Here is a 24,773-nt window from a genome sequence, read left to right on the forward strand (position 1 = left end):
CTGTGGGAGCTGGCTTGCCAGCGATGAGGCCAGTGAAACCGGCACAAACCTCACTCCCCGGTTGCCACACTGGTCGCAGCTTCCCCCGGCGTGACAATCGTCTTCAGATCAATGTGTTTCCACTCAGGCTTGGCCCCCAACCGCGCATTGAAGCGATAGTTGAAGGTGAAATCGTCCGCGGTCGGCAGCGTCAGCGGTTTGCCATACACCGCTTCGATACCCGCCAGGTCGTAACCCATCAACTGCAGCAGCGTCGGGAAGATGTTGTAGTGGCTGGAGCGATCCTTGTTCTGCGCCAATGCCTGCGTCCAGTCCGGGCCGTGCACCTGATCGCCCTGAATCACCACCAGCGGCACCAGCCCTTCTTCCTCGACCGGATCGCCGCCGCAGTGGGTGTTGAGCCCGGGATTGCCGCGCTCATGCAGGTCCTGGCCGTGATCGGAGGTGTAGATCAGCAGCGCATTGTGCAAATTGGCCTGGGCAAAGACCCGGGCGAAAAACTCGCCGACGTTCCACAGCACGGTGTTTTTGTAGGCGTTGCGGTACAGCACCCAGTCATCCGGCTGGCCGTTGAAACCGTCGCGTTTACCGGTGTCGGCCACTTCGGTGAACTGCCCACGCGGCAGCGTCGGACGATACGCCATGAACGCATCGGGGTATTTGTCGTGCACCGGGAAATGCGCGCCGACCTTGTTGATCACCACCAACTCCGGCTGATCATCGTTGAGCAGTTCGATCAGTTTCGCGGCGGCGGCCATGTCGCGATCACGCACACTGGTCTGGTCAAACTGGACGAATTCGTCGATGTCCTTTTTTTCGGTGTCGGTCATCAGATTCTGCAAATTGCCGCCGGTGCGCTGGGCGTCGATGTACACCGTGCGCAACCCGGCTTTTTTCGCGTACTGCCAGATCGACGGCAGCGTGCTGTTGATGCGCATGTAATCGGCGCGAGTGCCGCCGTAGCGCAGGGTGACGTTGGTGTCGGCGCTGCAATTGGCAATGGACGCGGCGTAGCCGTAGTTGAAGATGTCGACACCCGGATGCGCCTGCTTGAGGTTGCTGTGCACCCCGAACGGCGCGTTGATGTCGAGGTAATTGCCGGAGATGCTTTCGTCGATGATCAGCACGATGTCGTGATTGATCGCCGCGGTATTGCGCGCCAACGTCACCGGCTCACGCGGGCCGACCGTGTTGTGCAGCGCTTCATAGGCAAACAGGTTCAGATAAGCCAGCGGCGTGTACATGATCGGCAAACCCCGCGCGCCCTCGCCCGCCCGCAGGAACAACACCGTACTCAACAGCAACACGCCACATACCGGCGCTGCCACGCGCAACGCATTGGGCACCACCAGTGCATGACGCGGCTTGAGACCGATACCGAACAGCAACAGCAGCCCGCTGAGCGCGCCATGAATGATCGCGTCGCGATACTGGTAGGCGGCTTCCTGGATGAAGCCGCCAGAGTACACCAGCGACACAAAGCTGCTGTAGCTCAGGTAATCCGCGGTGACCCGGGTATAGACATCAAAAAATACCGCTGAGACAAACAGTGTTATTGCGAACAAGTGGCGAATGAGAGCCTGACGAATATAAGCCGTTAGATATAACGCTAAAGTAAGCGCCAAAAACATCGCGCCAAAAAGAAGTACAGCAAAACCGACACCGATAGCATTTAACCGCTCAATGTAATATTCGGAATAAAGCAGCAAATAAACAATCAAAAGTAATTCTTTGGCATATCTGAACATGGCGATACCGCTCGTGCAAAACGGCAGAGAGTCAAAGGTTTGTCGGTCAGAACCTGACACTAGCACCCAGCCATCAAAGCGCAAGAATTGACTGTTTTCTTTAGAAAGCGTCAAAAAACCGATGACTCAAATCTGACACACGCAAAACGCTAGAAGCCTTTAAATTAAAGACTTACAACCGTTTATCGCTTATTTTAAATCTGAACAAATCTGCAGAAAAACAACAAATCCAATCGCAGCAATGACTTGATGGCCAATCGCCAAAAAGCACTCAAGTGTTATACAGGTGCAACATGTCATTTTGCTGACACGCTTTCCAAACCCTGCGCTATACCCCTTTTACAGTCTTCTTCCGAACTTCTTCTTTTCGCTCTATCGAGGGTGCGCAGATGGACGTGAGCGTATTTGGCACCGGCTACGTCGGATTAATTCAAGCCGCCGCACTTGCAGATGTAGGGCATCGGGTTTTATGTGTGGATATTGACCCCAACAAGATTAAACAACTGCAACAAGCCGTGCCGCCTATTAGTGAGCCGGGGTTATCCGCTGCGCTGGAAGAAAACATCAAGGCCGGGCGTCTGCTGTTCAGTACCCAGGCCAGCGACGCGGTAGAACATGCCGAACTGATTTTCATCGCCGTGGGCACGCCGGCCGATGAGGACGGTTCCGCCGACCTCAGCCACGTGCTGAACGTGGCCCGGCAGATCGCCTCGCACATGGAGGCTGATCGCACCCTGATCATCAAGTCCACGGTGCCGGTCGGCACGGCGGACCAGGTTGCCGCCAAGGCCAACGAAGAGCTGCAACGTCGTGGCCGCAGCAGCCTGAAGGTACGGGTGGTGTCCAACCCCGAATTCCTCAAGGAAGGCAGCGCCCTCGCCGATTGCATGCGTCCGGACCGGATCATCGTCGGCACCCGCGATGACGCAGCCCGCGAGCAGATGAGCGAACTGTACGCGCCGTTCTGCCGCAACCACGAAAAACTGATGTTCATGGACAACCGCAGCGCCGAGCTCACCAAGTACGCGGCCAATGCAATGCTCGCCACGCGTATCAGCTTCATGAACGAACTGGCCAACCTCACCGAACTGCTGGGCGCCGACATCGAAGCGGTGCGCAAAGGCATCGGCTCCGACCCGCGCATCGGCTACCACTTCATCTACCCCGGTTGCGGCTTCGGCGGTTCGTGCTTCCCCAAGGATCTGCGTGCCCTGTTACACACCGCCGAACACAACGGCATGCCGCTGAAACTGCTGCGCAGCGTCACCGACGTCAATGACAGTCAGCGGCACATTCTGTTCAGCAAACTCAAGGCGCAGTTTCCGCAGGGTCTGGCCGGCAAGTCGATCGCGATCTGGGGCCTGGCGTTCAAACCCAATACCGATGACATGCGCGAAGCGCCCAGCCGCTACCTGATGGACGCACTGTGGGCCGAAGGCGCCAGCGTGCAGGCCTACGATCCGGAAGCCATGTCCGAATGCCGGCGCCTCTACGGCTATCGCAACGACCTGCATCTGTGCGCCACTCGCGACGACACCCTGGAAGATGCCGATGCGCTGGTGATCTGCACCGAATGGAAAAATTTTCGCGTGGTGGATTTCGAGCTGCTGGCGAGCAAGCTGCGTTCGAAGGTGATCGTCGACGGTCGCAACCTCTACAACCCGGAACACGTAGCGGCGGCCGGCCTGCATTACAGCGGTATCGGCCTGCGCCACATTACGCCGGAAGGATTGCGCCCATGAAAATCCTGGTCACCGGCGCAGCCGGCTTCATTGGCGCCCATTGCGTGTTGCGGCTGATGCGCGACGGGCATGCGGTGGTCGGCCTGGATAACTTCAACGGCTACTACGACCCGCAGCTGAAACACGATCGGGTGCAATGGATACGTAATCAGGTCGGGCATTTCCCGATCGCGCGGATTGATCTGGCCGATGCCGCGGCGATTGAAGCGCTGTTTGTCCGCGAGCAACCGCAAGTGGTGATCCACCTCGCGGCGCAGGCCGGCGTACGTTACTCGCTGGAAAACCCAAAGGCCTACCTCGACAGCAACCTCAGCGGTTTCCTGAATATTCTCGAAGGCTGCCGGCACCATCCGGTGGAGCACCTGATCTATGCCTCGTCGAGCTCGGTCTACGGCGCCAACCAGCACACGCCTTATTCGGTGCATGACGGTGTGAATCACCCACTGTCGCTGTACGCCGCGACCAAAAAAGCCAACGAGCTGATGGCTCACAGCTACAGCCATCTGTTCGGCATCCCGAGCACCGGGCTGCGCTTTTTCACCGTGTACGGGCCATGGGGTCGGCCAGACATGTCGCCGATTCAGTTCGCCCGGGCGATCACCGATGGCACCCCGCTGAAACTGTTCAACTACGGCGAGCACCAGCGCGATTTCACCTACATCGACGACATCGTCGAAAGCATCGCCCGGCTCACCGATCATCCGCCGCACAACCACCCGGAGTGGGATCGCGAACACCCCGATGCCGGCAGCAGCATGGCCCCGTGGTGCCTGTTCAACATCGGCGGCCACCACCCGGTGGAACTGAAAACCTACCTGGCGTTGATGGAAAAACACCTCGGCCAGAAAGCCATTGTCGAGCTCTTGCCCCTGCAACCGGGCGATGTGCTCAACACCTGTGCCGAAACCGATGATCTGGCCCAGGCCACCGGGTTCCAGCCCCGGATCGAGCTGGATGAAGGCCTGGGGCGTTTCATCGCCTGGTTTCGCGACTACTACCCCACTGCCTGTCGCCCACGCGCCGCTCGCGGCTGAACTTCAGCGGAGGTTCTCATGACTGGACATGAACAAGGTGTACCGATCAATCAGATGCGTCGTGACAAACGCATGGATCCCGAACACCGAATGCGCCTGGATACCGCCATCCATATGCAGGGTCGTGGCTGGTTGACCGGTCGCGACGGTGGCCGGCCATGGACGCTGTCACGCACCAACCGAGTGCTGGCCTGCTTCGGTGCGCTGATGATCCTGGTGGTGTTTTCGCCGCTGCTGCTGGGCCTGGCACTGACCATCAAATTCACCAGCCCGGGACCGGTGATGTTCGTGCAAAAACGCACCGGCTATCGCGGCCGCACGTTCGGCATGTACAAGTTCCGCACCATGGTCTGCAACGCCGAAGAACTGAAGGAATCGCTGCGCCACCTCAACAAGCACGGGGTCGACGCCATCGATTTCAAGATCGACAAGGACCCGCGCATCACCGGGATCGGCGGTTTCCTGCGGCGCACCAGCCTCGACGAACTGCCCAATCTGTTCAATGTGGTGAGCGGTGACATGCGCCTGGTCGGCCCGCGTCCGACCTCGTTCAACGCCTACCGCTACAAGGACCGCCACCTCGCTCGCCTGAGCATCTACCCCGGCATGACCGGCCTGTGGCAGATCTCCGGGCGCAGCAACATCGACTTCGACCAGCGCGTTGAGTTGGACCTCAGCTACATCGCCGAGCAAAGCCTTTTGCTTGATCTGAAGATCCTGTTGAAAACCCCCTTCAAAGTATTCAGCGGCCACGGAGCAAGCTAATGGACGGTTCAACCAACAAAAGCCTGAGCATTGCCAACCCCAGCGAATCGAACCTGATTTCGACCGTGCTGGATCTGGATCTGCGGATCCTGTTCCTGACCGCCGCCAACCCTGGTGCCGGCACCACCACCAGCGCGCTGGCGCTGGCCAGCCAACTGGCGCAGATGAGCAGCGGCCAGGTGCTGCTGGTCGACGCCAGCCAGTCGGCGAGCAACCTCACCCAACAGTTGAACCTGAGCAAGGAGCGCGGCCTGCGCGATCTGCTGTTCAACCCGGACAACCCGCCGCTGTTGCAGGACTGCGTGGTGCAGGTGTCGAGCCTGCCGTTCCATGTCCTGCCCAACGGTCGGCCGATCCGCACGCTGGAGCACCTGACTGCCGAGCGCCTGAGCCCATTGCTCGATCAACTGGGCAGCCAGTACCGCTTTGTGGTGATCGATGGTGACGCGGTGTACTCCGCCGCCGACACGCTGGTACTCGCCACTCAGGTCGATGGCGTGGTGTTCGTGGTACGCGCCGAGGACACGCGCTGGGAAGTCGCCCAGGCCGCCGTGCAACGCCTGACCCAGGCCGGGGCAAAAGTGGTTGGCAGCGTCTTCAACCGGCGCAAGTACTACATGCCCAAATGGCTTTACAAAAACCTGTAAGCAAATGCGAAGGATGACGCCATGAACGCCAAGATACTTGTTCTGCTGATGCTGCCGCTTGCAGGCTGCTCCAGCAATTCCGAGACCCAGACCATGCCGGTGAACATTCTCACCGCCACCCCGGCCAACGCCCAGGCCACCGATATGCCGAAGATCGAGCAGACGTTGCGCCCGCAAGACGTGCTGGATGTGATCTTCCACATCAGCACCAGCGGTTCGGACGCCTACCGCGTGCAATCGGGTGACCAGATCGGCCTGAACTTCACCGCGGCCAGCCAGCTCAACGGCAACCAGTTGGTGCTGCCTGACGGCACCATCAACCTGCCGGGCGCCAACACCTCGGTAAAAATCGCCGGGCTGACCGGCGACGAAGCGCGCGAGGAAATCCAGCGTGCCTACCAGCGCAAACAACTGTTCCAGCCCAACCGCAATCAGCTGACGGTGCAGGTCATCAGTCCGCTGACCAATGAGCAGAACCTCAAAAGTGCCCTCAACCATCCCGCCACCGGTATGAGCCGTGAGATCACAGTGGGTAACGACGGTTACGCGAGTTTTCCGGAAATCGGCGCGGTGCCACTGCAAGGCATGACCATCAACCAGCTGGAAACCTTCCTCAACCAGAAGTACGCACAACTGCCAGGTCGGATGAGTGTCGATGTGATGCTCAAATCCACCGCCGGCAACGAGATCTATGTGCTGGGTGAAGTCGGCCAGCCGGGTTCCTATCCGATTCGTCGCCCGGTCTCGGTACTTGAAGCATTGACCCTGGCCCGTGGCACCAACATCAAGGCGCGTCTGGACTCGGTGGTGATCATGCGCCGCAACGGCAACCAGGTGCAGGCCGTGCACTACGACGTGGAAAAAGCCCTGTCGGGCGACGCGTCGCAAATCGCCTACCTGCAACCCGACGACATGCTGTTCGTACCAAAAACCAAACTCGCGAGTGCCGGCGATCTGGCCCGGCAACTGGCCGACGTGGTGTTGTTTCAGGGCGTGGGCTTCAGCTTCGGCTACCGCGTCGACAACAAAAGCAGCAGCAGTAACTGACTCTCAGGTGACCGATCATGAATCCAAAGGAAAACTACCTGCATGAGTTCTTCAGGATCTTCTTCGCCAACAAGCAACTGGTGAAACGGGTCTTCCTGATCTTTGCAGTCATCGCGTTGGTACTGCCGCTGGTGCTCAAACAGAGCTTCGATATCACCGCCCAGGTGATCGTGCAGTCGAAAAAACTTTCCCAGGGTGACGCCACCACGTCACTGACGGTCGATAACGCCACCTTCATTCCGCCGTCGCTGGCGGATATGGAAACCGAGAGCAATATCCTGCGCTCGCCCGCGTTGATCCGGCAGACCATCAGTGAGTTGCGCGACAAGGGCGAATACAGCCCACCGGTCGGGATGTTCGCCAAACTGGTCGGCGATCCGTTCCGCCGTTATGTCACCTCACCCCTGCGCCAATACGTGATCAACCCGCTGCGCAACATGCTCGGGCTGGAGACCGATCCGGTGCGCGACACCGTGCTCGACGGCCTCACTCAACAGGCCCTCGACAGCCTGAAGATCGAGACCCTGCCCGGCTCCAACGTGATCTCGATCGTCTACAGCTTCCCCGATCCGCATCAAGGCACGACGTTTGTCGCCACCCTGCTGCAGAACTATCTGGTGAGCCGTCAGGCGCTGCAATCGATCGACCTGCCGCAATCCTTCTACGAAACCAAGAAGCACCTGTATCAGGTGCGTCTCGATGGACTGGAGGGCAATCGCCAGGCGCTGCTGGAAAGTGTCGGCTCGTCCGATCCGAAGGAAGAAATCACCTTTCGCCTGAACGCGATCAACACCGAAGAGCAAGCGCTGAACCTGTACCAGGATCGCCTGTTGCAGAGCCAGCGCTGGCTTGAATACCTGAAAACCGCATTGGCCGCCGCCAGCACCAACAAGCTCAACGACTACACCTTCCCCTACACCTTCACCACCACCGTCGACAACGTGGCGTTCGAAGATCGCGAAGTCAAACAGTTGGGCGAGCAACTGACCACTCAGGTCAGCCGCTACATGAATGACCTCGCGGTGTTCCAGCCCGGCAGCGAGCCGATGCTGCTGACCCGCGAGCAGATCGCCCGCACCCGGCAGCAATTCCTCAAAGTGGTGAGCAACCGCATTCAGGAACGCACCAACGACCTGGCCGTGGTGCAACAGGTGATCGATCAGAAAACCGCGCGCATCGCCGACTTCAAGAACCGCATCCACACCTTGCAGCAGACCCAGAGCAAGCTGCGGCAGATGGACACTGAAATCGACGCACTGCACACGGCGTTCTCGACCTACGCGCAACGCTTCGCCGAAAGCAGTACCGTTGGCTCGATCAACGACGACCTGTCGAACGCCAAGGTACTCAGCCCACCAATCGAGCCCAGCGAGCCGGCGTTCCCCAAACCGCTGCTGATCATCCCGTTCGGGCTGTTCACCGGTCTGCTGCTGGCGATTGCCCTGGTCTATGTGCGTGAGTTCTTCGATCACCGTTTCAAACACCCTGCGCAAATCACCCACGAACTGGGCCTGCCGGTGTTGCTGGTGATCAACGACGAAAATGTTCTGCCACGCAATCCGCACAAGAACTGGACCGTGCCAAGCTTCGTGCACTGGGTGCGCAATTGAACACGCTGTCCACCCCGAACGCCGCGCTGCCGATCATTCATTTGCTCAGCAGCGGCGGCTTCTATGGGGCCGAGCGCATGTTGCTCGATCACTGCCTGGCGACACCGGGGCAGCACCAGGTGCTGTGTCTCGATGCACCACCCGCATTGATCGCGCGCTTTCGCGAGGCCGGGGTGGACTGTCGTGGCTGCTCCGGGCTGGGCGAGTTGATGCGCCATCTACGTGCCCGGCGCAGCGAGCAGCCGCTGATCAACACCCACAACTTCAAAGGGCTGTTGTTCGGTTGGGTCGGGGCGACGCTGTTGCGTCTGCCACTGGTCATCACCCAACACGGCTTCACCCCGCGCAGCCGCAAGCAGAAGTTCTACACCTGGCTGAGTCTGCAGTTGTGCCGCACCGCTTCGGTGGACCGGGTGGTGTGCGTGGCCGAGAGCATCGCCGTGCTGCATCGTCAGGCCAGCGTGCAGGCGGAAAAACTGCAAGTGATCCCCAACGGTTTACCGGCCGCCGCCGCGCTGGTCAGCACCGTTGACCGCCAGCGCTGGCTCGCCGGTTACGTCGGGCGTTTGAGCAGCGAGAAAGGCCCGGATCTGTTTCTCGATGCACTGATTCCGTTATGTCACCAGCACCCGCAACTGGACGCGGTGATGCTCGGCGACGGCCCGGAACGTGAAGCGCTGCAAACACGCATCGACGCCGCCGGATTGACCCAACGGATTCGCCTGCCCGGTTACCAGACCGCCATGCAACCGTGGTGGCAGCAACTGGATGCGCTGGTGATCAGCTCGCGCACCGAAGGCACACCGATGATTCTGCTGGAAGCGATGCAGGCCGGTGTGCCGGTGGTGGCTTTCGCAGTCGGCGGCATTCCCGATGTGCTCGAACACCGCAATAACGGCCTGCTGGCGGCACCCGCCGACAGCTCTGCCCTCGCCCGCCAGCTCGACAACCTGCTGAGCGAGCCGAAGCTGGCCCGGCATTTGTGCGACAACGCAAAGCGTACGCAACAGGATCGCTACGACCTCAAGGCTTTGGCCGAACGCTGGTCGCAGCTGTACATCCGCACGGCACGGGAGGCACGCGCATGATTTTCCCGCTCTCGATCGTCACGCTGCTCGGTCTGGTGTGCATCGGTCTGCTCGCCAGCCCTTATCCGTTTCTGGCACCGGGCGCCGTCATTGCTCTGGTGGGTTTCTCGGTGTTGTACCGCAAGCCGACCTGGGGCCTGTTGGGCATCGCCGCGCTGGTGCCGTTCGAAGGTTTCTTCAAGGACAGTTCGCTGTCCGGGAGCAAACTGATCGGTGCCTCGCTGGCGGTGATCCTGATGCTGCAACTGGCCATGCATCAGATTCCCTCCGAGCGCCTGCGCAGCAATATCTGGCGGTTTCTGCTGTGGTTTCTGGTCCTGTATTTCCTCAGCCTGCTCAATACCGATGACATGGGTATGTCGCTGGGGCATCTGCGTGAGCTGAGCGTCGGCCTGATCCTGTTTGTCATCACCCTGCTGATCGGCCGCGAATTGAACCTCGACCTGTTTTCCAGACTGGTGACCCTGAGCGTCAGCGCCACCTGCGCCATGGCGATGTTTTCGACCAAATTCCAGGATCAGGGCCGCGCCGCCGGGCTGCTCGAAGACCCCAACGCCTTCGCCCTGCTGATCGCCTTCGCCATTCCGCTGGCCCTGCTGCTGGTGATTCGCGGCTCGAACCTGTTGCATCGGTTGTTCTGGGGCGCTTGCTGCGTGCTGCTGCTCGGCGGCATGACCAAGACCGAATCGCGCTCCGGGCTGGTGGTGGTGGCCTTGAGTCTGTTGATCGGCTGCTGGCACTACCGCGCGCAACTCACCCGGATTCGCCCACGGCACCTGGGTTTCGCCATGCTCGGCGCAGCGATCGTGATTCCGCTGGCGATCTACGCGATGCCCGCCGGTTACATCGCGCGCATTCAGTCCCTGAGCGTGTTGAGCGCCGGGGCCAAGGGCCACGACGACGAATCCCTCGGCCGTCGCGCCTCGTACATCGTGGTCGGCGGGCAGATGATCCGCGAGAATCCGCTGCTCGGCTCCGGCCCCGGCACCTTCCCGCTGCACTACGCAACCACCGGCTATGCCAAGGCGTTTTCCGCCAACCGCAAGATCGGCGACCTGTACCGCCGCGCCCACAACACCTACCTGGAAATCTTCAGTGAACTGGGGATTCCCGCCGGCCTGTTGTTCGTCGGCATGCTCGGTCTGGGCCTGTACAACCTGATCCGTGCCCGCGCCGCGTGGATGCTGCGGCGCGACTGGCAGCAGGCAGACCTGATGACTCACCTCGGTGTGAGTTTCCTGTCGTTGACCCTGTTCCTGATGTTCCTCAGCGCACCGAACCAGAAGTACGTGTGGATCATGCTCGCGCTGACCAGCGTCCTGCGCCTCAAGGCCGAGCAAGCGCCACTGAGCGAGGCCAGAACATGAGCCGGATCAGCATCATCATCCCGATGTACAACGAGGCCCGGCACATCGGCCGCACGCTGCTGGCGGCGCAGAAAGCCGCGCACGCAGCCAATGTCGAGTGCGAGCTGATCGTGGTCGACAACGGCTCGAGTGATGACGGCCCGCACATCGCCCGGCAGTTCGGTGCGCAGGTGCTGGTGCTGCCTGGGCTGCTGATCGGTGCGCTGCGTAATCGCGGTGTCCTGCTGGCAAGCGGCGAGTGGATCGCGTTCATCGATGCCGACGTCGAAATGCCCGAAGACTGGCTCAGGCCACTGTTCGAACTGGAGGAAAGTGGTCAGGCCGATGTGTTTGGTCTGGATCTGCATACTCCCGCCGCTGCGTCGTGGTATGCGACGGCCTGGCAACGGCGCACGCTGCGCCCTTCCGGGCAGGCGTCGCACACAGTGGACTGGCTGCCCAGCTCCAACTTGCTGATGCGCCGGCGCTGGTTCGAGAAGGTCGGCGGCTTCGACGAACACCTGCGCACCGGCGAGGACAAGGAATTCACCCTGCGCCTGAGCGAACAAGGCGCGCGCCTGTTGTCGGTGAACAACAACGTGGCCCTGCACTGGGGCTACGAGATGAACTGGCGTGAGTGGATGGGCAAGGAAATGTGGCGTCAGGGCAGTCATCTGCAACTGCTGCGCACCCACGGCTTCAGCCTGCGTCTGCTGCGCTTTCCGCTGCTGTCGCTGATGGCATGGCTGCTGGACTTGCTGGCGATTTCCGCGCTGCTCAACGGCTTTCCGCATCACGCAGCGGTCATGGTGATGCTGACCCTGATTCCGGCGCTGGTGCTGAGCATTCGCCAGAGTTCACGCCATCACGACATTGGCCTGACCCTGCAACTGTGGGGCCTGCACTGGGTGCGTCTGCACCTGGCCGGGGCGGCGCTCATTCTCAGTGTGTGTCATTGGAACGCCAGGAGGCCTGCCCGTGGCTGAATTCATTTTCTGGCTGTGCCTGCTGCTGCCGGTGTACGCCTACCTCGGCTACCCGCTGCTGCTGACCGTGCTGGCGCCGCTGTTCCCGGCCTGGCGCCACAGCCCGACGCCGCCGCTGAACATCAGCATCGTGATCGCCGCGCACAATGAGGCGCGGCACATCGAGCACAAGTTGCGCACGCTGCTGGCGCAGGACTATCAGCCGGCCACGCTGCAGATCATTCTCGCCAGCGACGGTTCGACCGACGACACCGTGGCCTGCGCGCACAAAGTGATCGATTCGCGCATCACCGTGCTCGATCTGCCGCGCCTGGGTAAAGCGGCGACGCTGAATGCCGGCGTGGCCCTGGCCACTGGCGATATTCTGGTGTTCACCGATGCCGACAACCAGTGGTCGCGGGAAACCCTCGGCTACCTGCTCGCGCCACTCAGTGACCCGAATGTCGGCGCCTGCGCCGGGCACATGGTGATTCCGGTGACGGGCGGTGGCCTGAGCGTCGGCGACAGTCTGTACCGCCACTACGAAGGCTGGCTGCGCCGGGTGGAGAACCGCACCGGCTGCATGGTCTCGGCCGACGGCGCCCTGCTCGCCCTGCGCCGCGAGCTGTTCCAGAACGTGCCGGCGGAGGTCAATGACGACTTCTTTCTCAGCACCTGTGCACCGGTGGCATTCAAGCGCATTGTGTACGTGCCCGAGGCGCAAGTGATCGACCACGGTGTCGACGAAGCGGACAAACAATTCCGCCGGCGTCAACGCGTCACCGTCGGTGGCCTGCAAAGCCTCGCCCAGCGCAGTGAGCTGCTCAACCCACTCAAACATGGCCTGTATTCGATTGCGCTGATCAGCCACAAGCTGATCCGGCGTCTGGCACCGATCCTCCTGCTGCCGTTGCTGCTGAGCAACTTCTGGCTGTGGGACGACCACGGTTTCTATCGACTGGCCCTGATCGCCCAACTGTTCGGCTACGCCGTGGCGATTGCCGGACTGCTGGATTCACAACACCGGTTACCCAAACCGTTCCGCCTTGCGGCATTCCTGCTGGTGACACTGGCAGGCATGAGCATCGGCCTGTGGCAATTCCTGCGCGGCCACCGTTACGCCCAGTGGAACCCTGAACAAAACCGTTGAGAGGACCGAAGCCATGGCGATCAAACAATTGATAAAACGTACCAGCGGCTGGCTTTACCTCAATTCGCCCGTAGGACGAAACCAGTTGCACGGTGCCGGGGTGATCCTGATGTTGCACCGGGTGCTGGACAACGACCGCGCTGCCGACCTGCCGCACCGCAATGAGCTGTGCGTCGGCCCCAAGGCGTTCGATCACCTGCTGGTGTGGCTGCGTCGGCATTTCGATTGCGTGCCGCTGATGGATATCCTGACGCCCGGCTCAGCGCGCGACGAGCGCCCACGGGTGGCGTTGACCTTCGACGACGGCTGGCGCGACAACGCAGTCAACGCCTTCCCGCTGCTGCAGAAGCATCAGGTGCCGGCGAGCATTTTCCTCTCCACCGATTTCATCGGCAGCCGTCAGCGCTTCTGGTGGGAAAGCCTCGGCGAAACCCTGTGGGGCAGCCATGGCGAAAAGACCCGCCTGCACTTGATCGAATGCCTGCACGCGATTCATCACCCGGTGCCGGTGCTGGTCGACGACATTGACGTCGATCGCCGCAGCCTGTCGCTGCTGCATTACCTGCAAAGCCTGAAGAGCCTCGAACCACAAATGCTCGAACGCCTGACTGACGAATGTCCGCCGGAATCGTTGCCGCAAGCGCTGGACTGGCATCAGGTACGCGCGCTGGAGGCCTCGGGACTGGTGCGCTTCGGCCCGCACGGCGCCAGCCATAAAATCCTCACCGAACTGGACGATGTGCGCCTGAGCGAAGAAATCAGCCGCAGCCGTGAAGCCTTGAACAACGGCTGCAACCGGCCGCTGCCGGTGTACTGCTACCCCAACGGCAACAACGACGAACGCGTGCGCAAGCAGATTGCCGCGCACGACTACCGGTTCGCCCTCGGCACCGGCACCGGCATCTATCGCGGCGAAGGCGATCCGCTGAACCTTCCGCGTTTCGGTGTCAGCCAGCGCACCGCGCGTAATCCTGAGCTGCTGTCGTGGCGCATCTTTCGTGGCAACCGGCCATGAGCCGCAGCCACTATCTCAGGCATCTGGCACTGAGCATGGGCACCAAACTGGCGATGATCGCCCTGCGTCTGCTGCGCAACGTGTTGCTGGCGCGGATCCTCGGGCCGAGTGAACGGGGGCTGTTTGCGCTGCTCAGCACCTTGCCCGACCTGATCAGCGCCGCCACCAGTGGCGGGTTGAATTCAGCCGTCGGCTATCAGGCCGCCAAGCAACGGCCGATGGGGCTGCTGCTGAGTCAGGTGCTGGTCTTCGGTTGCTTGCTCGCCGGTCTGCTGACCTTGCTGGTGGTGGCGCTGGTGCGTGAGTTCGGCAGTGAGCTGGATGTGACTGTGCAGCTCGGCCTGCTGGCCTGGCTGTTGCTGCTGGCGGTACCGCTGACCGTGCTGAAAAGCGGCCTGCTGACCCTGCACAACGCCTCCGGCGGCGTGGTCGCGTTCAACGCCTTGCGCCTGACCGAATCGCTGGCGCCGTTGCTGCTGTTTCTCGCGCTGTTCTGGATGTGGAAAAGCGCAGCGCTGGAAGCCGCGCTGATCAGTTGGCTGGCCGGGATCAGCCTGGTGGTGCTGGCCGGTTGGGTCTGGCTCAAACGCGCGCAACCGCTGCAGTTGCAATGGGATCGCGCCAGCCAGAACGAACTGCTGCGCTACAGCGCGCGCAGCCATCCGGATCTGTTGTTCCAGCAAGTGATTCTGCGCTCGGACTACCTGTTCATCGGCGCCCTGCTCGGCAGCACCGCGCTGGGGCATTACGCGATGGCCAGCGCTGCCGCCGAACTGCTGCTGATCGTCCCGGAAGCGGTGACCACGCCGCTGATGAAGCGCCTGCTGCAACAGGACGAAGGCATGGACAAGGTCACCCCGCTGGCCCTGCGCCTGACCGCCACGGTGATGCTCGCTGCGTGCCTGTGCATGGCAGTGATCGGCAACTGGCTGATCGTCACCCTGTTCGGCATCGCCTACCAACCGGCGTATCCGGCGCTGCTGGCGTTGCTGCCGGGGCTGCTCGGCTTGTGCTACGCGAGCATCCTGCGTCTGGACCTGCTGGGGAAAAACCGCCCCGGCTCGGTATCGCTGCTGATGGGCCTCGGTGCCCTGCTCAATCTGGCGCTGAACCTGGTGTTGATTCCGGCCTACGGGATCGTCGGCGCGGCGGCGGCTTCGTCAATTGCCTATCTGGCCGTCACCGTGGCGATGCTGGTGCTGTACTGCCGTTTGAGCGGCGTGGCGTTCTGGCAAACCCTGATCATCCTGCCCAGCGACATCACGCCGATGTGGCAGATGTTGCAACGGAAGGCCGCATGAAAGGCCTGGTCCTGCTGCTCGGTCTCGGCCTGTCGCTGGACGCCTTTGCCGCGTCGATGCGCTGGGGCGAGATCCGCGACGGCAGCCTGTACCTGCAAACCGATCGCCCGGACACCGTGACCGTGCGCTGGACACCCGCGTGGCAGGCTGACGCCAACGAAGAGCATCTGTACCTGCTCGACGGCCAGGGCAAATTGCAGGGCGAACGCTTGATCAAGGCCAGCGAAACCCGCGGCACCCAGAGCTGGGCGTTGCTGCCGGGTGCCGCCAGTTATCGCCTGGAAATTCCCGGCTACAGCTTCCGCAATTACCGGGTCGAACACGACGATCGCACCGTCGCGCTGTTCGAGCCGGCCAAGGTGCATTTCAGCGCGCAGACGCAGAATGGCGACGAGTTATATTTCAAAGTCGCGCCGGGGGAACACGCGGTGCTTGCCGGCAAGTTTCATGGCGGGGTCAACGCGCTGCAGGTACAACGGGTTGGCGATGATCAGCCACTGACGCTGGCGCTCAAACCCTATCGCGCCTATTGGCAGTTCGATCAACTGGCGCTGCCGGTCAGCGCGCGCGAACAGGTCTGGCGCCTGCGCCTGCAAGGCAGCGGCAAAGCGGCGTTCTGGCTCGACGGCACGGCCAATCGGTTTGCGCAGACTCCGCAGCAACTCAAACCCGTGCGCGAGGAGACCGGCCAGATCCACCTGGCCCTGCACGACAAAATCCTCGGGCGCACCCCGGATCTGGGCATCGCCCTGCCCTATGTGCTGCCGCCCGCCGCCAGCCATGCCGCGCTGGATGCGCTGAAACCGACCGCCGCCAGTTACTACAGTTTTGTCGATGTCACGGCGAAGAATCCGCACTTCGAAGACGCGTTCCGCGAGGTTTATCAGGAGCGCTTCGGCATCCGTCAGGACATCACCCTGCTCGCCGGTAGCCAGCGTCAGGCCGATCTGCGCGCCGATGTGCAAAGCAATGGCGGGCTTGACGCCTGGCTCGCCGGCACCCGCGCCTTGGGCGGCAAAGGCACGCACTACATCGGTTTTGCCGACGAGCCGAACCTCAACTATTCGAGCTTCGAGCAATACCGGGCGATATTCACCAGCATGGCCAGACAGGTGCGCAGCGATCCGGCGAATGCCAGGGCCGGCGTGCGCATCGCCATGCCGGCCAGTTCACGGCTGGTCAACGGGCCGTTCGCCGACAACGCGGCAGACAAGCGCGGCATCGACTGGGCGCGGCGCTTGCTCGGCGAGTCCGCCGAGCAGATCGACGCGTTGGCGTGGCACGAATGGATGATCCGCGACCTGCTCGCCACCCGGGTCTACCGCGACAGCGTGCGCCGCGCCGCCGAACTGGTTGGCCTCGACGCCCATGGCCAGCCGCGCAAGGCCTTGTTGCTGGATCAGACCAATCTGTCCAGCGGCTCCAGCCTCAGTCCCTACGATCAGGAGACCCATTACGCCGCGCTGTGGTGGGCCTCGGTGGTGATCAATGCCTCGCAGGACGGTTTGCTGACGATGCTCAACTGGTTTCAGGCCGCCGATGAACCGCAGTACCCCAAGGGCATGATCCGGGTCTTGGGCGCTGAGCGTTTCGAGCTGAAACCGGTGGGGCTGGCCCAGCAATTCATCGCGCAACACTGGCTGCACAAGGTGCTGTGGCTGGAGAACGATGGCTTTGAAGTCGATGTGCTGGCGATGGCCGGCGACGACCAGCGTGGCCTGCTCGGTGTGAACAAGGGCACGCGTTTGCAGCGTGTCGACCTGAGCGGCGCCAAGTGCCCGCTGAACAACGGTGCGTTGCGTTACTTCGGCGCGGACAACCGCAGCCGCGACGCGCCGTTTGCCTGTCGCGCCGGACGCGTCAGCTTCAAGTTGCCAGGGGAAACCCTGTTCGCCCTGAGCTGGAGCGCGTCATGAACCCGAATTTCAGACAATGCATGGCGAAAACAAAATTGTGGCGAGGGAGCTTGCTCCCGCTGGGCTGCGAAGCGGCCCCAATGCTTGCGACCCCATTGGCGACTGCTGCGCAGCCGAGCGGGAGCAAGCTCCCTCGCCACAGTCGTTCGCCCTGCGATAACGCCGGAGTACAGAACATGGGTACCGTCAGCAAACTCAGCGAACACATCAAACAAAAAGGCCTGCGCGCCACCCTCGGCAAGGCGTGGAAGCACTACGTGTTTTTCCATCAGGAACTGCTGTGGATGGAGCGCGATCTGGTCAGTCCGGTGCCACCGCACAGCCTCAAACCGTATCCGCCGCTGCGGGTAGTGAAGATCACCGCCGACAACGCCAGCGCCTTCGCCCGTTACTTCGGCGACCGCGTCGGGACCATGGCCGAGCTGGCCGACGAAGGGCACACCGGGCACATGCACCTGGACGATCAAGGCGATGCCGTGGCGTTCATCTGGGGCAGCGCGCGGGACTACTTCGACCGGCATTACTACGGCTGCCTGTTCCCGGTGAAACCCGGCGAGTTCTTCGAATTCGGCGGCGAGCTGACCCGTTCCTACTGGGGCACCGAACTGTCGGTGGACCTGCAACTGGAACTGTGGAAAGCCATGGCGGCCCAGGGCTGCGACAAGGTGGTGGACGTCTGCGAGTTCCACAACATCCCGGCGCTGAAACTGCACCTGCGCATGGGGTACACCGAGCAAGGCCGGATCATGAATGTCTATACCCTGTTCGGTCGCTGGCGCTTCTACCGCGAAACCCGCTACAGCGGTTCGCGACTGGATGCGCTGCGCAAACCGTCCCGTCCACCTGTCACAGCAACGGCGGTCTGAGCCTATGCCGGCGCGATTCGAATGGCGCACTTCGCTGTGCGCCGCCGACTTCCCGGCAGCAGCCTATGAAGCGCTGCGCCTGCAAGTGACGGACCACACGCCGTTCAACCACCTGGGCTGGTTGTGCGCGGCCGAGCAGGCACTCGACGAGAGTGAGCGCCTGCACATCCTGCTCGGTTGGGAAGCGGAAGAATTGCGTCTGTGCCTGCCGCTGGTCGCGGGCCGCGAGCGTTTTGCCGGCGTGCCGTTCCGCGTGCTGCACCACTTGGGATATCCGCTGGCGGATCGGCTGGCGCTGTTGTCATTGCTCAAGGGCGAGGACATGCGCGAAGCCTTGCGCCTGATCCACCGACAGCTGCCGCACGCGCTGCTGCAACTTAACGAATTGTCCGAGCCTGCGGGTGAAGAAAGCGTGCTCACCGAATGGATGGCCCACAGCTCTACAGGCGAACGCCGTCTCAGTTGCCGGGTGCCGGTGCATCTGATCAGCGACGCCGATCATCAGGAAGTCTCCGGTGATCCGCGCTACAAGCTGCGGCGGGCGCGCAAACGGATTGCCGCGTGTGGCGCCCAGGTGCGGCGCATCACTCCCGACGCGCTGAGCATGGGTCCGCTGTTGCGGGCGATCAGCGAAGTCGAAGCGGTGAGCTGGAAAGGTGACGAAGGCGTGGGGATCTTCGCCAGCGAACGCAGTCGGCAATGGATCGAACGCGCCTTCACCGCCCTCGCCGGCCAGGGACTGGTGCGGGTGGTGACGCTGGAACTCAACGGACGTTGCATCAGCTATCGCCTCGGCCTGCTCGAACAGGACCGACTCTACGATTACAACCTCGCGTTCCTGCCGCAATACTCCGATCTGGGCAGCGGCCGGGTGCTGCTGGAGGAGTGGATTCGCTGGGGGCTGGACGAGCATTGGCGCTGGATCGATGCCTCGCGGGTCAGTCTGGAAAACTCCAGCCACCAACTGCACGAACGCATGACCGGACAACTGGAACACTGGCGCTGGAGTTTCTATTCCTGGCGCCCCAGCGGGATGTTGCTGGGGCTGGGGTTGCGGCTCTGGCATCGCTTGAAACCGACGGTGCAGCAATGGCGAGCGCGGCGTGCAGCCAAACCGGCATCGCCCACCCCACCTGTCGTCATCACCACGGAGGGCGATCATGCCTCGCCAAGTCATAGTCAACGCTGACGATTTCGGGTTGAGCCCGAACGAAAACGCGACGATCTTCGCGGCGTTTCAGGCCGGGGTCATCAGCTCGGCCACAGCCATGGCCAACATGCCGGCGTTCGAAGCAGCCTGCGCGATGGCCCGGCATCCGACGCTGCAAGGTCGGGTCGGGTTGCACTTCAACCTGACTTACGGCCGGCCGTTAAGCACTTCGATCCTGCGCAGTCGCACCTTCTGCGATGGCCACGGCGTGTTCGATCTGAGCCTGCCGCGCCACAGTCTGTGGCTGAGTCGCGAAGATCGCGATGCGGTGCGTGAGGAGTTGCACGCGCAGTGGCAGCGCTGTGTCGAACATGGCGTGCGGCCGAGCCACATCGACTCGCATCAGCACGTGCACAACATCTGGCCGATCGGCGAAATCGTCGCCCGGTTTGCCGCCCGGCAAGGCGTGCCGATTCGCCTGGCACGCAACCTGGGGCAGAACCTCAGTCTGCCGAAACGCCTGTTCAAAGGTTTGCTCAACTGGCGTTTACAAAGTCTCGCCGGGGCCACGGCGGACTATGTGTGTACCCCGGTAGACCTGCGCAACGACCCCGCGCCGACCGACGGCGTGCTGGAAATCGTTGCCCACCCGAATCAGCTCGGGAGCGATTTCGGTGATGCCTATCTCAACCCCGGAGAATCCCTGAGCCGCGTGCTAGAGCAGCGACTGCCGGGCGTTCCCCGGGTTTCCTATGCCGATCTGAACAAGGATTTTCTACGCGGTGCTGCGGCACTCGATTGACCTACATAACTTGCAATACTTTCGAGGATGGCGCTTCGAAACGGCGTTGCAGGTGTGATCTATACCCACAAAAGCACCATCCACCACACCGGGCCTTGGCCACGGAGGGCAACATGAGCGTTATCGAAAAACTGCGCGAACGCATTCGTCAAAAAGGCCTTGGCCGTCTCTTCGCTACCCTGTGGAAACGCTATGTGTTCTTCCACTGGGAGCTGCTGTGGATGGAGCGCGATCTGGTCTCCCCGGTGCCGCCGCACAAGCTGCGCCCATACGAAGGTTTGCGCAAAGTCGATATCACGCCGCACAACACCGGGGCCTTCGCCAAACACTTCGGCGACCGGGTCGAGACCATGGCCGAACTCGCCGCCGAGGGTCATACCGGACACATGTACCTCGACGGCGACGGTCACGCGGTGGCGTTCATCTGGGGCAGTATTCGCGACTACCACGACCGCCACTATTACGGCTGCTGGTTCCCGGTCAAACCCGGTGAGTTCTTCGAATTCGGCGGCGAAATGGCCCGGCCGTATTTCGGCACCAGCCTGTCGGTGGACGTACAAGTCGCCCTCTGGGAAGCCATGGCCGCCCAGGGCTGCCACACCGTCGTGGACACCTGCGAAACCCGCAACATCCCGGCGATGAAGCTGCACCTGCGCATGGGCTACCACGAACAGGGGCGCATCACCCACGTCTACGGCCTGTTCGGCCGCTGGCGCTTCTACCGCGAAACCCGCTATGACGGCTCACGCCTGGAACCACTGCGCAAACCGGAACGGCCGGTAGTGAGTGCGGCGGCGCAGGCTTGATTCATCGTAAAAGTGATGGCGGCCATTCCGCCGCCATCGCGAGCAGGCTCACTCCTACAGTGGATTTGTGTACGACACCATTCAACTGCAGGAGTGAGCCTGCTCGCGATGAGGCGGGAAGTCGTTCGTTATGTTCTTTGCGTAATACACGACTTTGCCCACAACCAAAAAAGAATCGCCCTCCTGCCCTAAAGTCTATGCCTGACTGTTGCCAATGGCGTGATCAAGTAAATTGGTGCAAAAACAGAAGGGAGCAGAAAGTTGAGCCACAAACTCACCAGCCTAGAGATGCCGTCATTACTCGTAGATGTCGCGGCAATTCGTGAATATCTGAAGCAAGTGCTAAGCGATGACGACGATGAAGAGTTGCTTCGAGCCATCGGCTATGTGGCAGAGGCTTGCTCGAACATTCGAAGGGATCAAACGGCCAGAGTTGGTTCTGATTCTTTCAGCCAGACTTGAAACCTTATCGACGCCTTCGCGAGCAAGCCCGCTCCCACAATGGATTTGTGTACGACGCAGATCCAATGTGGGAGCGGGCTTGCTCGCGAAAAGGCCGGTTGGATCGATGGAAAGCTTCAGGTCTTGCTGGCGACCAGGGTGAAGCACAGCGGCATCTGCGCTGTCTGATTCAGGTACTGGTCATACACCTCTTCGCGGTTCGAATGCGCATACTCCTTGAAGTGCGCGATGTTCAGCCCGGCCGCGATAGCACCGCTGAAGATGGCGCCGAGGGTGTGCACGAACCAGTAGGACTTGGCGGCCTGCTGCTCGACCTTGCCCACGTAGACGATCGGTTCTTCCTGCACGAATGGCTCGGCGCGGAAGTAGGAGCTGGCGAGGCGGTACGGGTCTTCGCCTTCAGGATCGACCATTTCCAGAAACGGATGGGTTTCGTAGATCACCAGTTTGCCGCCCGGTTTCAGGGTCAGCGCGACATGGCGAAAGAACTCGCCGATGTCGGGCATCCAGTTCAGCACGCCGATGGTGATCAGCGCCACGTCGAAGCGGCTGTGCAGCGCGGCCGGCAGGTGATGGATATCGCTTTCGATGAATTCGCCGTTGTACGGCGAGCGCTGATTCAGCTCGCGGGCCTGTTCGAGAAACGCCTCCGATTGATCGACGCCGACCACCCTGCGCGCGCCGAGGGCAAACAGCGACAGGCTTTCGCGGCCGTTGTTGCAACCGAGTTGAATCACCTCTTTACCGTCGACGCCGACCTGCTCCAGCAAGCCGCGCAAGGTATCGTCGAGGCAAGAGAAATCAGCCTGGGACACGTCGTTCAACAGCGCTTGCCATTCGGCCGATTCACGGTGGTGGCGAGCGGAATCGTTCCACGCCTGTCGATTGCTGTCGATGGCGGTTTTATTGTTGGGCACTTCCATGGCGCACTCCGGGCGATGCTCGTGATTGAGCGGCCACGAGTCTAGAACAGCTCGGCAATTCGGGTTGTTGCGAACTTGTAAGCCAACCCACAGTGCCATTGTGGGAGCGGGCTTGCTCGCGAAGGCGGTGTATCCGTCAACATGGATATCGACTGACACGACCTCTTCGCGAGCAAGCCCGCTCCCACACTTTTGGCGTGGTCACATTTGGTTGAGACGTTCGCGCAAAAACTCGACCAGCGCCTGCACCGGGCGCGAAGCCTGGCGATGTTGCGGATACACCGCGGACAAGGTCAGCGGTTCAGTGCGGTAATCGTCGAGGACCGGCACCAGTCGCCCATCCTTCAGCGCCGCGCCAACGATGAACGTCGGCAGATAGGTAATCCCCATCCCCTGCACCGCCGCATCGCGCAGCAACTCGCCATTGTTCACCCGCATGCGCCCGGTGACGTTGACCAGCAGCGGCTTGCCCTGCCCCGCATTGAAGCGCCACTGCACCGAACGACCGTGGCCGTACGGCAGGCAGTCGTGGCTGTGCAGGTCTTCGGGATTGAGCGGTGTGCCGCGTTCGGCCAGATACGCGGGACTGGCGCAGTACACCCGTTCGATGGCGGCGATGCGCCGCGCGATCAGCGTCGAGTCTTCCAGCACACCGATGCGCAGCGCCAGGTCATAACCTTCGCCGAGCAGGTCCACCGGGCGATCGCTCAAATCCACCTCCACGGTGACCTCGCGATAGCGCTGCAGGAACAGCGGCAGCAGGCATCCCAGATGCGCCACGGCAAACGACAGCGGTGCACTGACGCGAATCGTACCGCGTGGCTCGGCGGTCTGCCCGGCGATGCCCTGCTCGACCTGTTCCACTTCGCCCAGCAGACGCAGCGCCGATTCGTAGTAGCTCTGGCCCAGTGGCGTGACATCGAGGCGTCGGGTGGAACGGTTCAACAAGCGCACACCGAGGCGCTCTTCGAGCTGCATCAAACGGCGGCTGACGAACTGCTTGGACAGGCCCAACTGATCGGCGGCGGCGGTGAAGCTGCCGGAGTCCATGACCTGGCAAAAAATACGCATGTCTTCGAACGGGTTCATTGTCACTCTCTGGTAGACAGTCAAACGCTTTATAGCCGCTTTTTCACTTTTCGACAGCTCATTAATCTGTGCGCACGGTTTGAGAACAGCCCGACACAACACCAAAAACTTTCGAAAAAGGAATTGAGCATGAACATCAAAAAGACCCTGACCGCATCCCTTCTCGCCCTCTCCATCGGCAATGCTTTCGCCGCTGGCAGCCCGGGTGTCGAACACACCACCCAGGCCTTCCTCGAAGCCCTCGCCGCCGGCGGTGGCAAACCGCTGGAACAGCTGAGCCCGAAGGATGCCCGTGCGGTGCTGACTGACGCTCAGGCGTCGGTGAAAGTCGACCTGTCCGGGGTTGAAGTAAGCGACAAGGCGATCACCGTCGATGGCCAGACGATCCACCTCAAAGTGGTGCGTCCAGCCAAGGTCAAAGGCGAGTTGCCGGTGTTCATGTTCTTCCACGGCGGCGGTTGGGTGTTGGGCGATTACCCGACGCACCAACGCTTGATTCGCGATTTGGTGGTCGGCTCTGGAGCGGTCGCGGTGTACGTCGATTACACGCCGTCGCCGGAAGCGCAGTACCCGACAGCGATCAACCAGGCCTACGTGGCGACCCAATGGGTGGCTGAGCATGGCAAGGACATTGGCGTCGACGGCAAGCGTCTGGCGGTGGCTGGCAACAGCGTTGGCGGCAACATGGCCGCGGTCGTGGCGCTGATGGCCAAAGAAAAGCAGAGCCCGGCCCTGCGCTTCCAGCTGCTGATGTGGCCGGTGACCAACGCGCAGTTCAACGACGGCTCGTACCAGCAGTTTGCCGAGGGCCACTTCCTCACCAAGGGCATGATGCAATGGTTTTGGGACAACTACACCACCAACCCGGCCGAGCGCGCACAGATCCACGCCTCGCCGCTGAACGCCAGCAGCGACCAGCTCAAGGGCCTGCCCGCCGCGCTGGTGCAGACCGCCGAATTCGACGTGTTGCGGGATGAAGGCGAAGGCTACGCGCGGCATCTGGATGCGGCCGGTGTGGCGGTGACCGCGGTGCGTTACAACGGGATGATTCATGACTTTGGCTTGCTCAATCCGCTGAGTCAGATTCCGGAAGTTAAAGCGGCCGTGCGGCAGGCGGCGGCGGAGTTGAAGACGCATCTGAACTGAGGCCCCCTCCCTCGCCACACCTGACGGTGTGGCGAGTTTTTTGCCTGACCACATTCCGTGGCGAGGGAGCTTGCTCCCGCTGGGCTGCGCAGCGGCCCCAAAATTGTGTGAGCGCTGCGCACTCAAGCGGGAGCAAGCTCCCTCGCCACAACAGC

At 61.7% G+C, this 24,773-nt stretch carries 22 protein-coding genes; 19 read left to right on the top strand and 3 right to left on the bottom strand.

Annotation, left to right across the window (positions count from 1 at the left end; translation table 11 throughout):
- Positions 1–50: 50 nt before the first annotated feature.
- Positions 51–1,748: a sulfatase-like hydrolase/transferase gene (locus tag M0814_RS03185; protein ID WP_103483577.1), complete on the bottom strand. Its 1,698-nt coding sequence runs from the start codon at positions 1,746–1,748 to the stop codon at positions 51–53.
- Between the two features lie 389 nt (positions 1,749–2,137).
- Between M0814_RS03185 and M0814_RS03190 the strand changes: the two genes are divergently transcribed.
- The 18 genes from M0814_RS03190 (at position 2,138) to M0814_RS03275 (ending at position 21,460) form a co-directional block, all read left to right on the top strand.
- Positions 2,138–3,490, top strand: coding sequence for a UDP-glucose/GDP-mannose dehydrogenase family protein (locus M0814_RS03190; protein ID WP_003226282.1), 1,353 nt, complete (start codon positions 2,138–2,140; stop codon positions 3,488–3,490).
- Entirely contained in the window at positions 3,487–4,524 is a 1,038-nt protein-coding gene (locus tag M0814_RS03195; RefSeq protein ID WP_003226284.1) for an NAD-dependent epimerase, read from the top strand. Before M0814_RS03190 ends, M0814_RS03195 begins: the two co-directional genes overlap by 4 nt.
- 18 nt (positions 4,525–4,542) lie before the next feature.
- A complete protein-coding gene (locus M0814_RS03200) occupies positions 4,543–5,289 on the top strand; it encodes a sugar transferase (RefSeq protein ID WP_103483578.1) in 747 nt (248 codons plus the stop codon).
- Positions 5,289–5,936, top strand: a complete 648-nt coding sequence (locus M0814_RS03205; RefSeq protein ID WP_003226287.1) for a CpsD/CapB family tyrosine-protein kinase — start codon at positions 5,289–5,291, stop codon at positions 5,934–5,936. The genes M0814_RS03200 and M0814_RS03205 overlap by 1 nt, the downstream gene beginning before the upstream one ends.
- Before the next feature lie 21 nt (positions 5,937–5,957).
- Positions 5,958–6,983 (top strand): polysaccharide biosynthesis/export family protein, encoded by a 1,026-nt coding sequence (locus M0814_RS03210; RefSeq protein WP_103483579.1) that lies wholly within the window; start codon positions 5,958–5,960, stop codon positions 6,981–6,983.
- Positions 6,984–7,000: 17 nt separating this feature from the next.
- On the top strand, positions 7,001–8,593 hold the full coding sequence (locus M0814_RS03215; RefSeq protein WP_103483580.1) for a Wzz/FepE/Etk N-terminal domain-containing protein: 1,593 nt from the start codon (positions 7,001–7,003) through the stop codon (positions 8,591–8,593).
- The gene (locus tag M0814_RS03220) at positions 8,590–9,681 is read left to right on the top strand and encodes a glycosyltransferase family 4 protein (protein ID WP_103483581.1); all 1,092 of its coding nucleotides are present in this window, start codon (positions 8,590–8,592) and stop codon (positions 9,679–9,681) included. Before M0814_RS03215 ends, M0814_RS03220 begins: the two co-directional genes overlap by 4 nt.
- Positions 9,678–11,048: an O-antigen ligase family protein gene (locus tag M0814_RS03225; RefSeq protein WP_103483582.1), complete on the top strand. Its 1,371-nt coding sequence runs from the start codon at positions 9,678–9,680 to the stop codon at positions 11,046–11,048. Before M0814_RS03220 ends, M0814_RS03225 begins: the two co-directional genes overlap by 4 nt.
- Positions 11,045–12,013, top strand: coding sequence for a glycosyltransferase (locus M0814_RS03230; RefSeq protein WP_103483583.1), 969 nt, complete (start codon positions 11,045–11,047; stop codon positions 12,011–12,013). Before M0814_RS03225 ends, M0814_RS03230 begins: the two co-directional genes overlap by 4 nt.
- On the top strand, positions 12,006–13,142 hold the full coding sequence (locus tag M0814_RS03235; RefSeq protein ID WP_103483584.1) for a glycosyltransferase family 2 protein: 1,137 nt from the start codon (positions 12,006–12,008) through the stop codon (positions 13,140–13,142). Before M0814_RS03230 ends, M0814_RS03235 begins: the two co-directional genes overlap by 8 nt.
- A gap of 13 nt (positions 13,143–13,155) precedes the next feature.
- Positions 13,156–14,157 (top strand): polysaccharide deacetylase family protein, encoded by a 1,002-nt coding sequence (locus M0814_RS03240; RefSeq protein ID WP_103483585.1) that lies wholly within the window; start codon positions 13,156–13,158, stop codon positions 14,155–14,157.
- Positions 14,154–15,458, top strand: coding sequence for an oligosaccharide flippase family protein (locus M0814_RS03245; RefSeq protein WP_103483586.1), 1,305 nt, complete (start codon positions 14,154–14,156; stop codon positions 15,456–15,458). Before M0814_RS03240 ends, M0814_RS03245 begins: the two co-directional genes overlap by 4 nt.
- Entirely contained in the window at positions 15,455–17,374 is a 1,920-nt protein-coding gene (locus M0814_RS03250; protein ID WP_103483587.1) for a hypothetical protein, read from the top strand. Before M0814_RS03245 ends, M0814_RS03250 begins: the two co-directional genes overlap by 4 nt.
- 176 nt (positions 17,375–17,550) lie before the next feature.
- A complete protein-coding gene (locus tag M0814_RS03255; protein ID WP_103483628.1) occupies positions 17,551–18,240 on the top strand; it encodes an N-acetyltransferase in 690 nt (229 codons plus the stop codon).
- A 4-nt stretch (positions 18,241–18,244) separates the two neighbouring features.
- The gene (locus tag M0814_RS03260) at positions 18,245–19,429 is read left to right on the top strand and encodes a GNAT family N-acetyltransferase (RefSeq protein ID WP_103483588.1); all 1,185 of its coding nucleotides are present in this window, start codon (positions 18,245–18,247) and stop codon (positions 19,427–19,429) included.
- Positions 19,401–20,192, top strand: a complete 792-nt coding sequence (locus M0814_RS03265) for a ChbG/HpnK family deacetylase (RefSeq protein ID WP_103483627.1) — start codon at positions 19,401–19,403, stop codon at positions 20,190–20,192. The genes M0814_RS03260 and M0814_RS03265 overlap by 29 nt, the downstream gene beginning before the upstream one ends.
- A gap of 113 nt (positions 20,193–20,305) precedes the next feature.
- Complete coding sequence (locus M0814_RS03270; RefSeq protein WP_103483589.1) at positions 20,306–20,998, top strand: N-acetyltransferase; 693 nt, start codon at positions 20,306–20,308, stop codon at positions 20,996–20,998.
- A 261-nt stretch (positions 20,999–21,259) separates the two neighbouring features.
- Positions 21,260–21,460 carry a transcriptional regulator gene (locus M0814_RS03275; protein ID WP_103483590.1) on the top strand — a complete coding sequence of 67 codons (201 nt, stop codon included), beginning with the start codon at positions 21,260–21,262 and terminating at the stop codon, positions 21,458–21,460.
- Between the two features lie 116 nt (positions 21,461–21,576).
- On the opposite strand, the gene M0814_RS03280 is transcribed toward M0814_RS03275, so the two are convergent.
- Together M0814_RS03280 and M0814_RS03285 are read right to left on the bottom strand one after the other, a co-directional pair.
- Positions 21,577–22,383, bottom strand: a complete 807-nt coding sequence (locus tag M0814_RS03280) for a class I SAM-dependent methyltransferase (protein ID WP_103483591.1) — start codon at positions 22,381–22,383, stop codon at positions 21,577–21,579.
- 201 nt (positions 22,384–22,584) lie between these two features.
- Complete coding sequence (locus tag M0814_RS03285; RefSeq protein ID WP_103483592.1) at positions 22,585–23,472, bottom strand: LysR family transcriptional regulator; 888 nt, start codon at positions 23,470–23,472, stop codon at positions 22,585–22,587.
- Between the two features lie 129 nt (positions 23,473–23,601).
- Between M0814_RS03285 and M0814_RS03290 the strand changes: the two genes are divergently transcribed.
- On the top strand, positions 23,602–24,618 hold the full coding sequence (locus M0814_RS03290) for an alpha/beta hydrolase (RefSeq protein WP_103483593.1): 1,017 nt from the start codon (positions 23,602–23,604) through the stop codon (positions 24,616–24,618).
- Positions 24,619–24,773 lie beyond the last annotated feature (155 nt).

This window comes from Pseudomonas sp. MWU12-2020 (assembly GCF_023100605.1).
Classification (GTDB): domain Bacteria; phylum Pseudomonadota; class Gammaproteobacteria; order Pseudomonadales; family Pseudomonadaceae; genus Aquipseudomonas; species Aquipseudomonas fluorescens_H.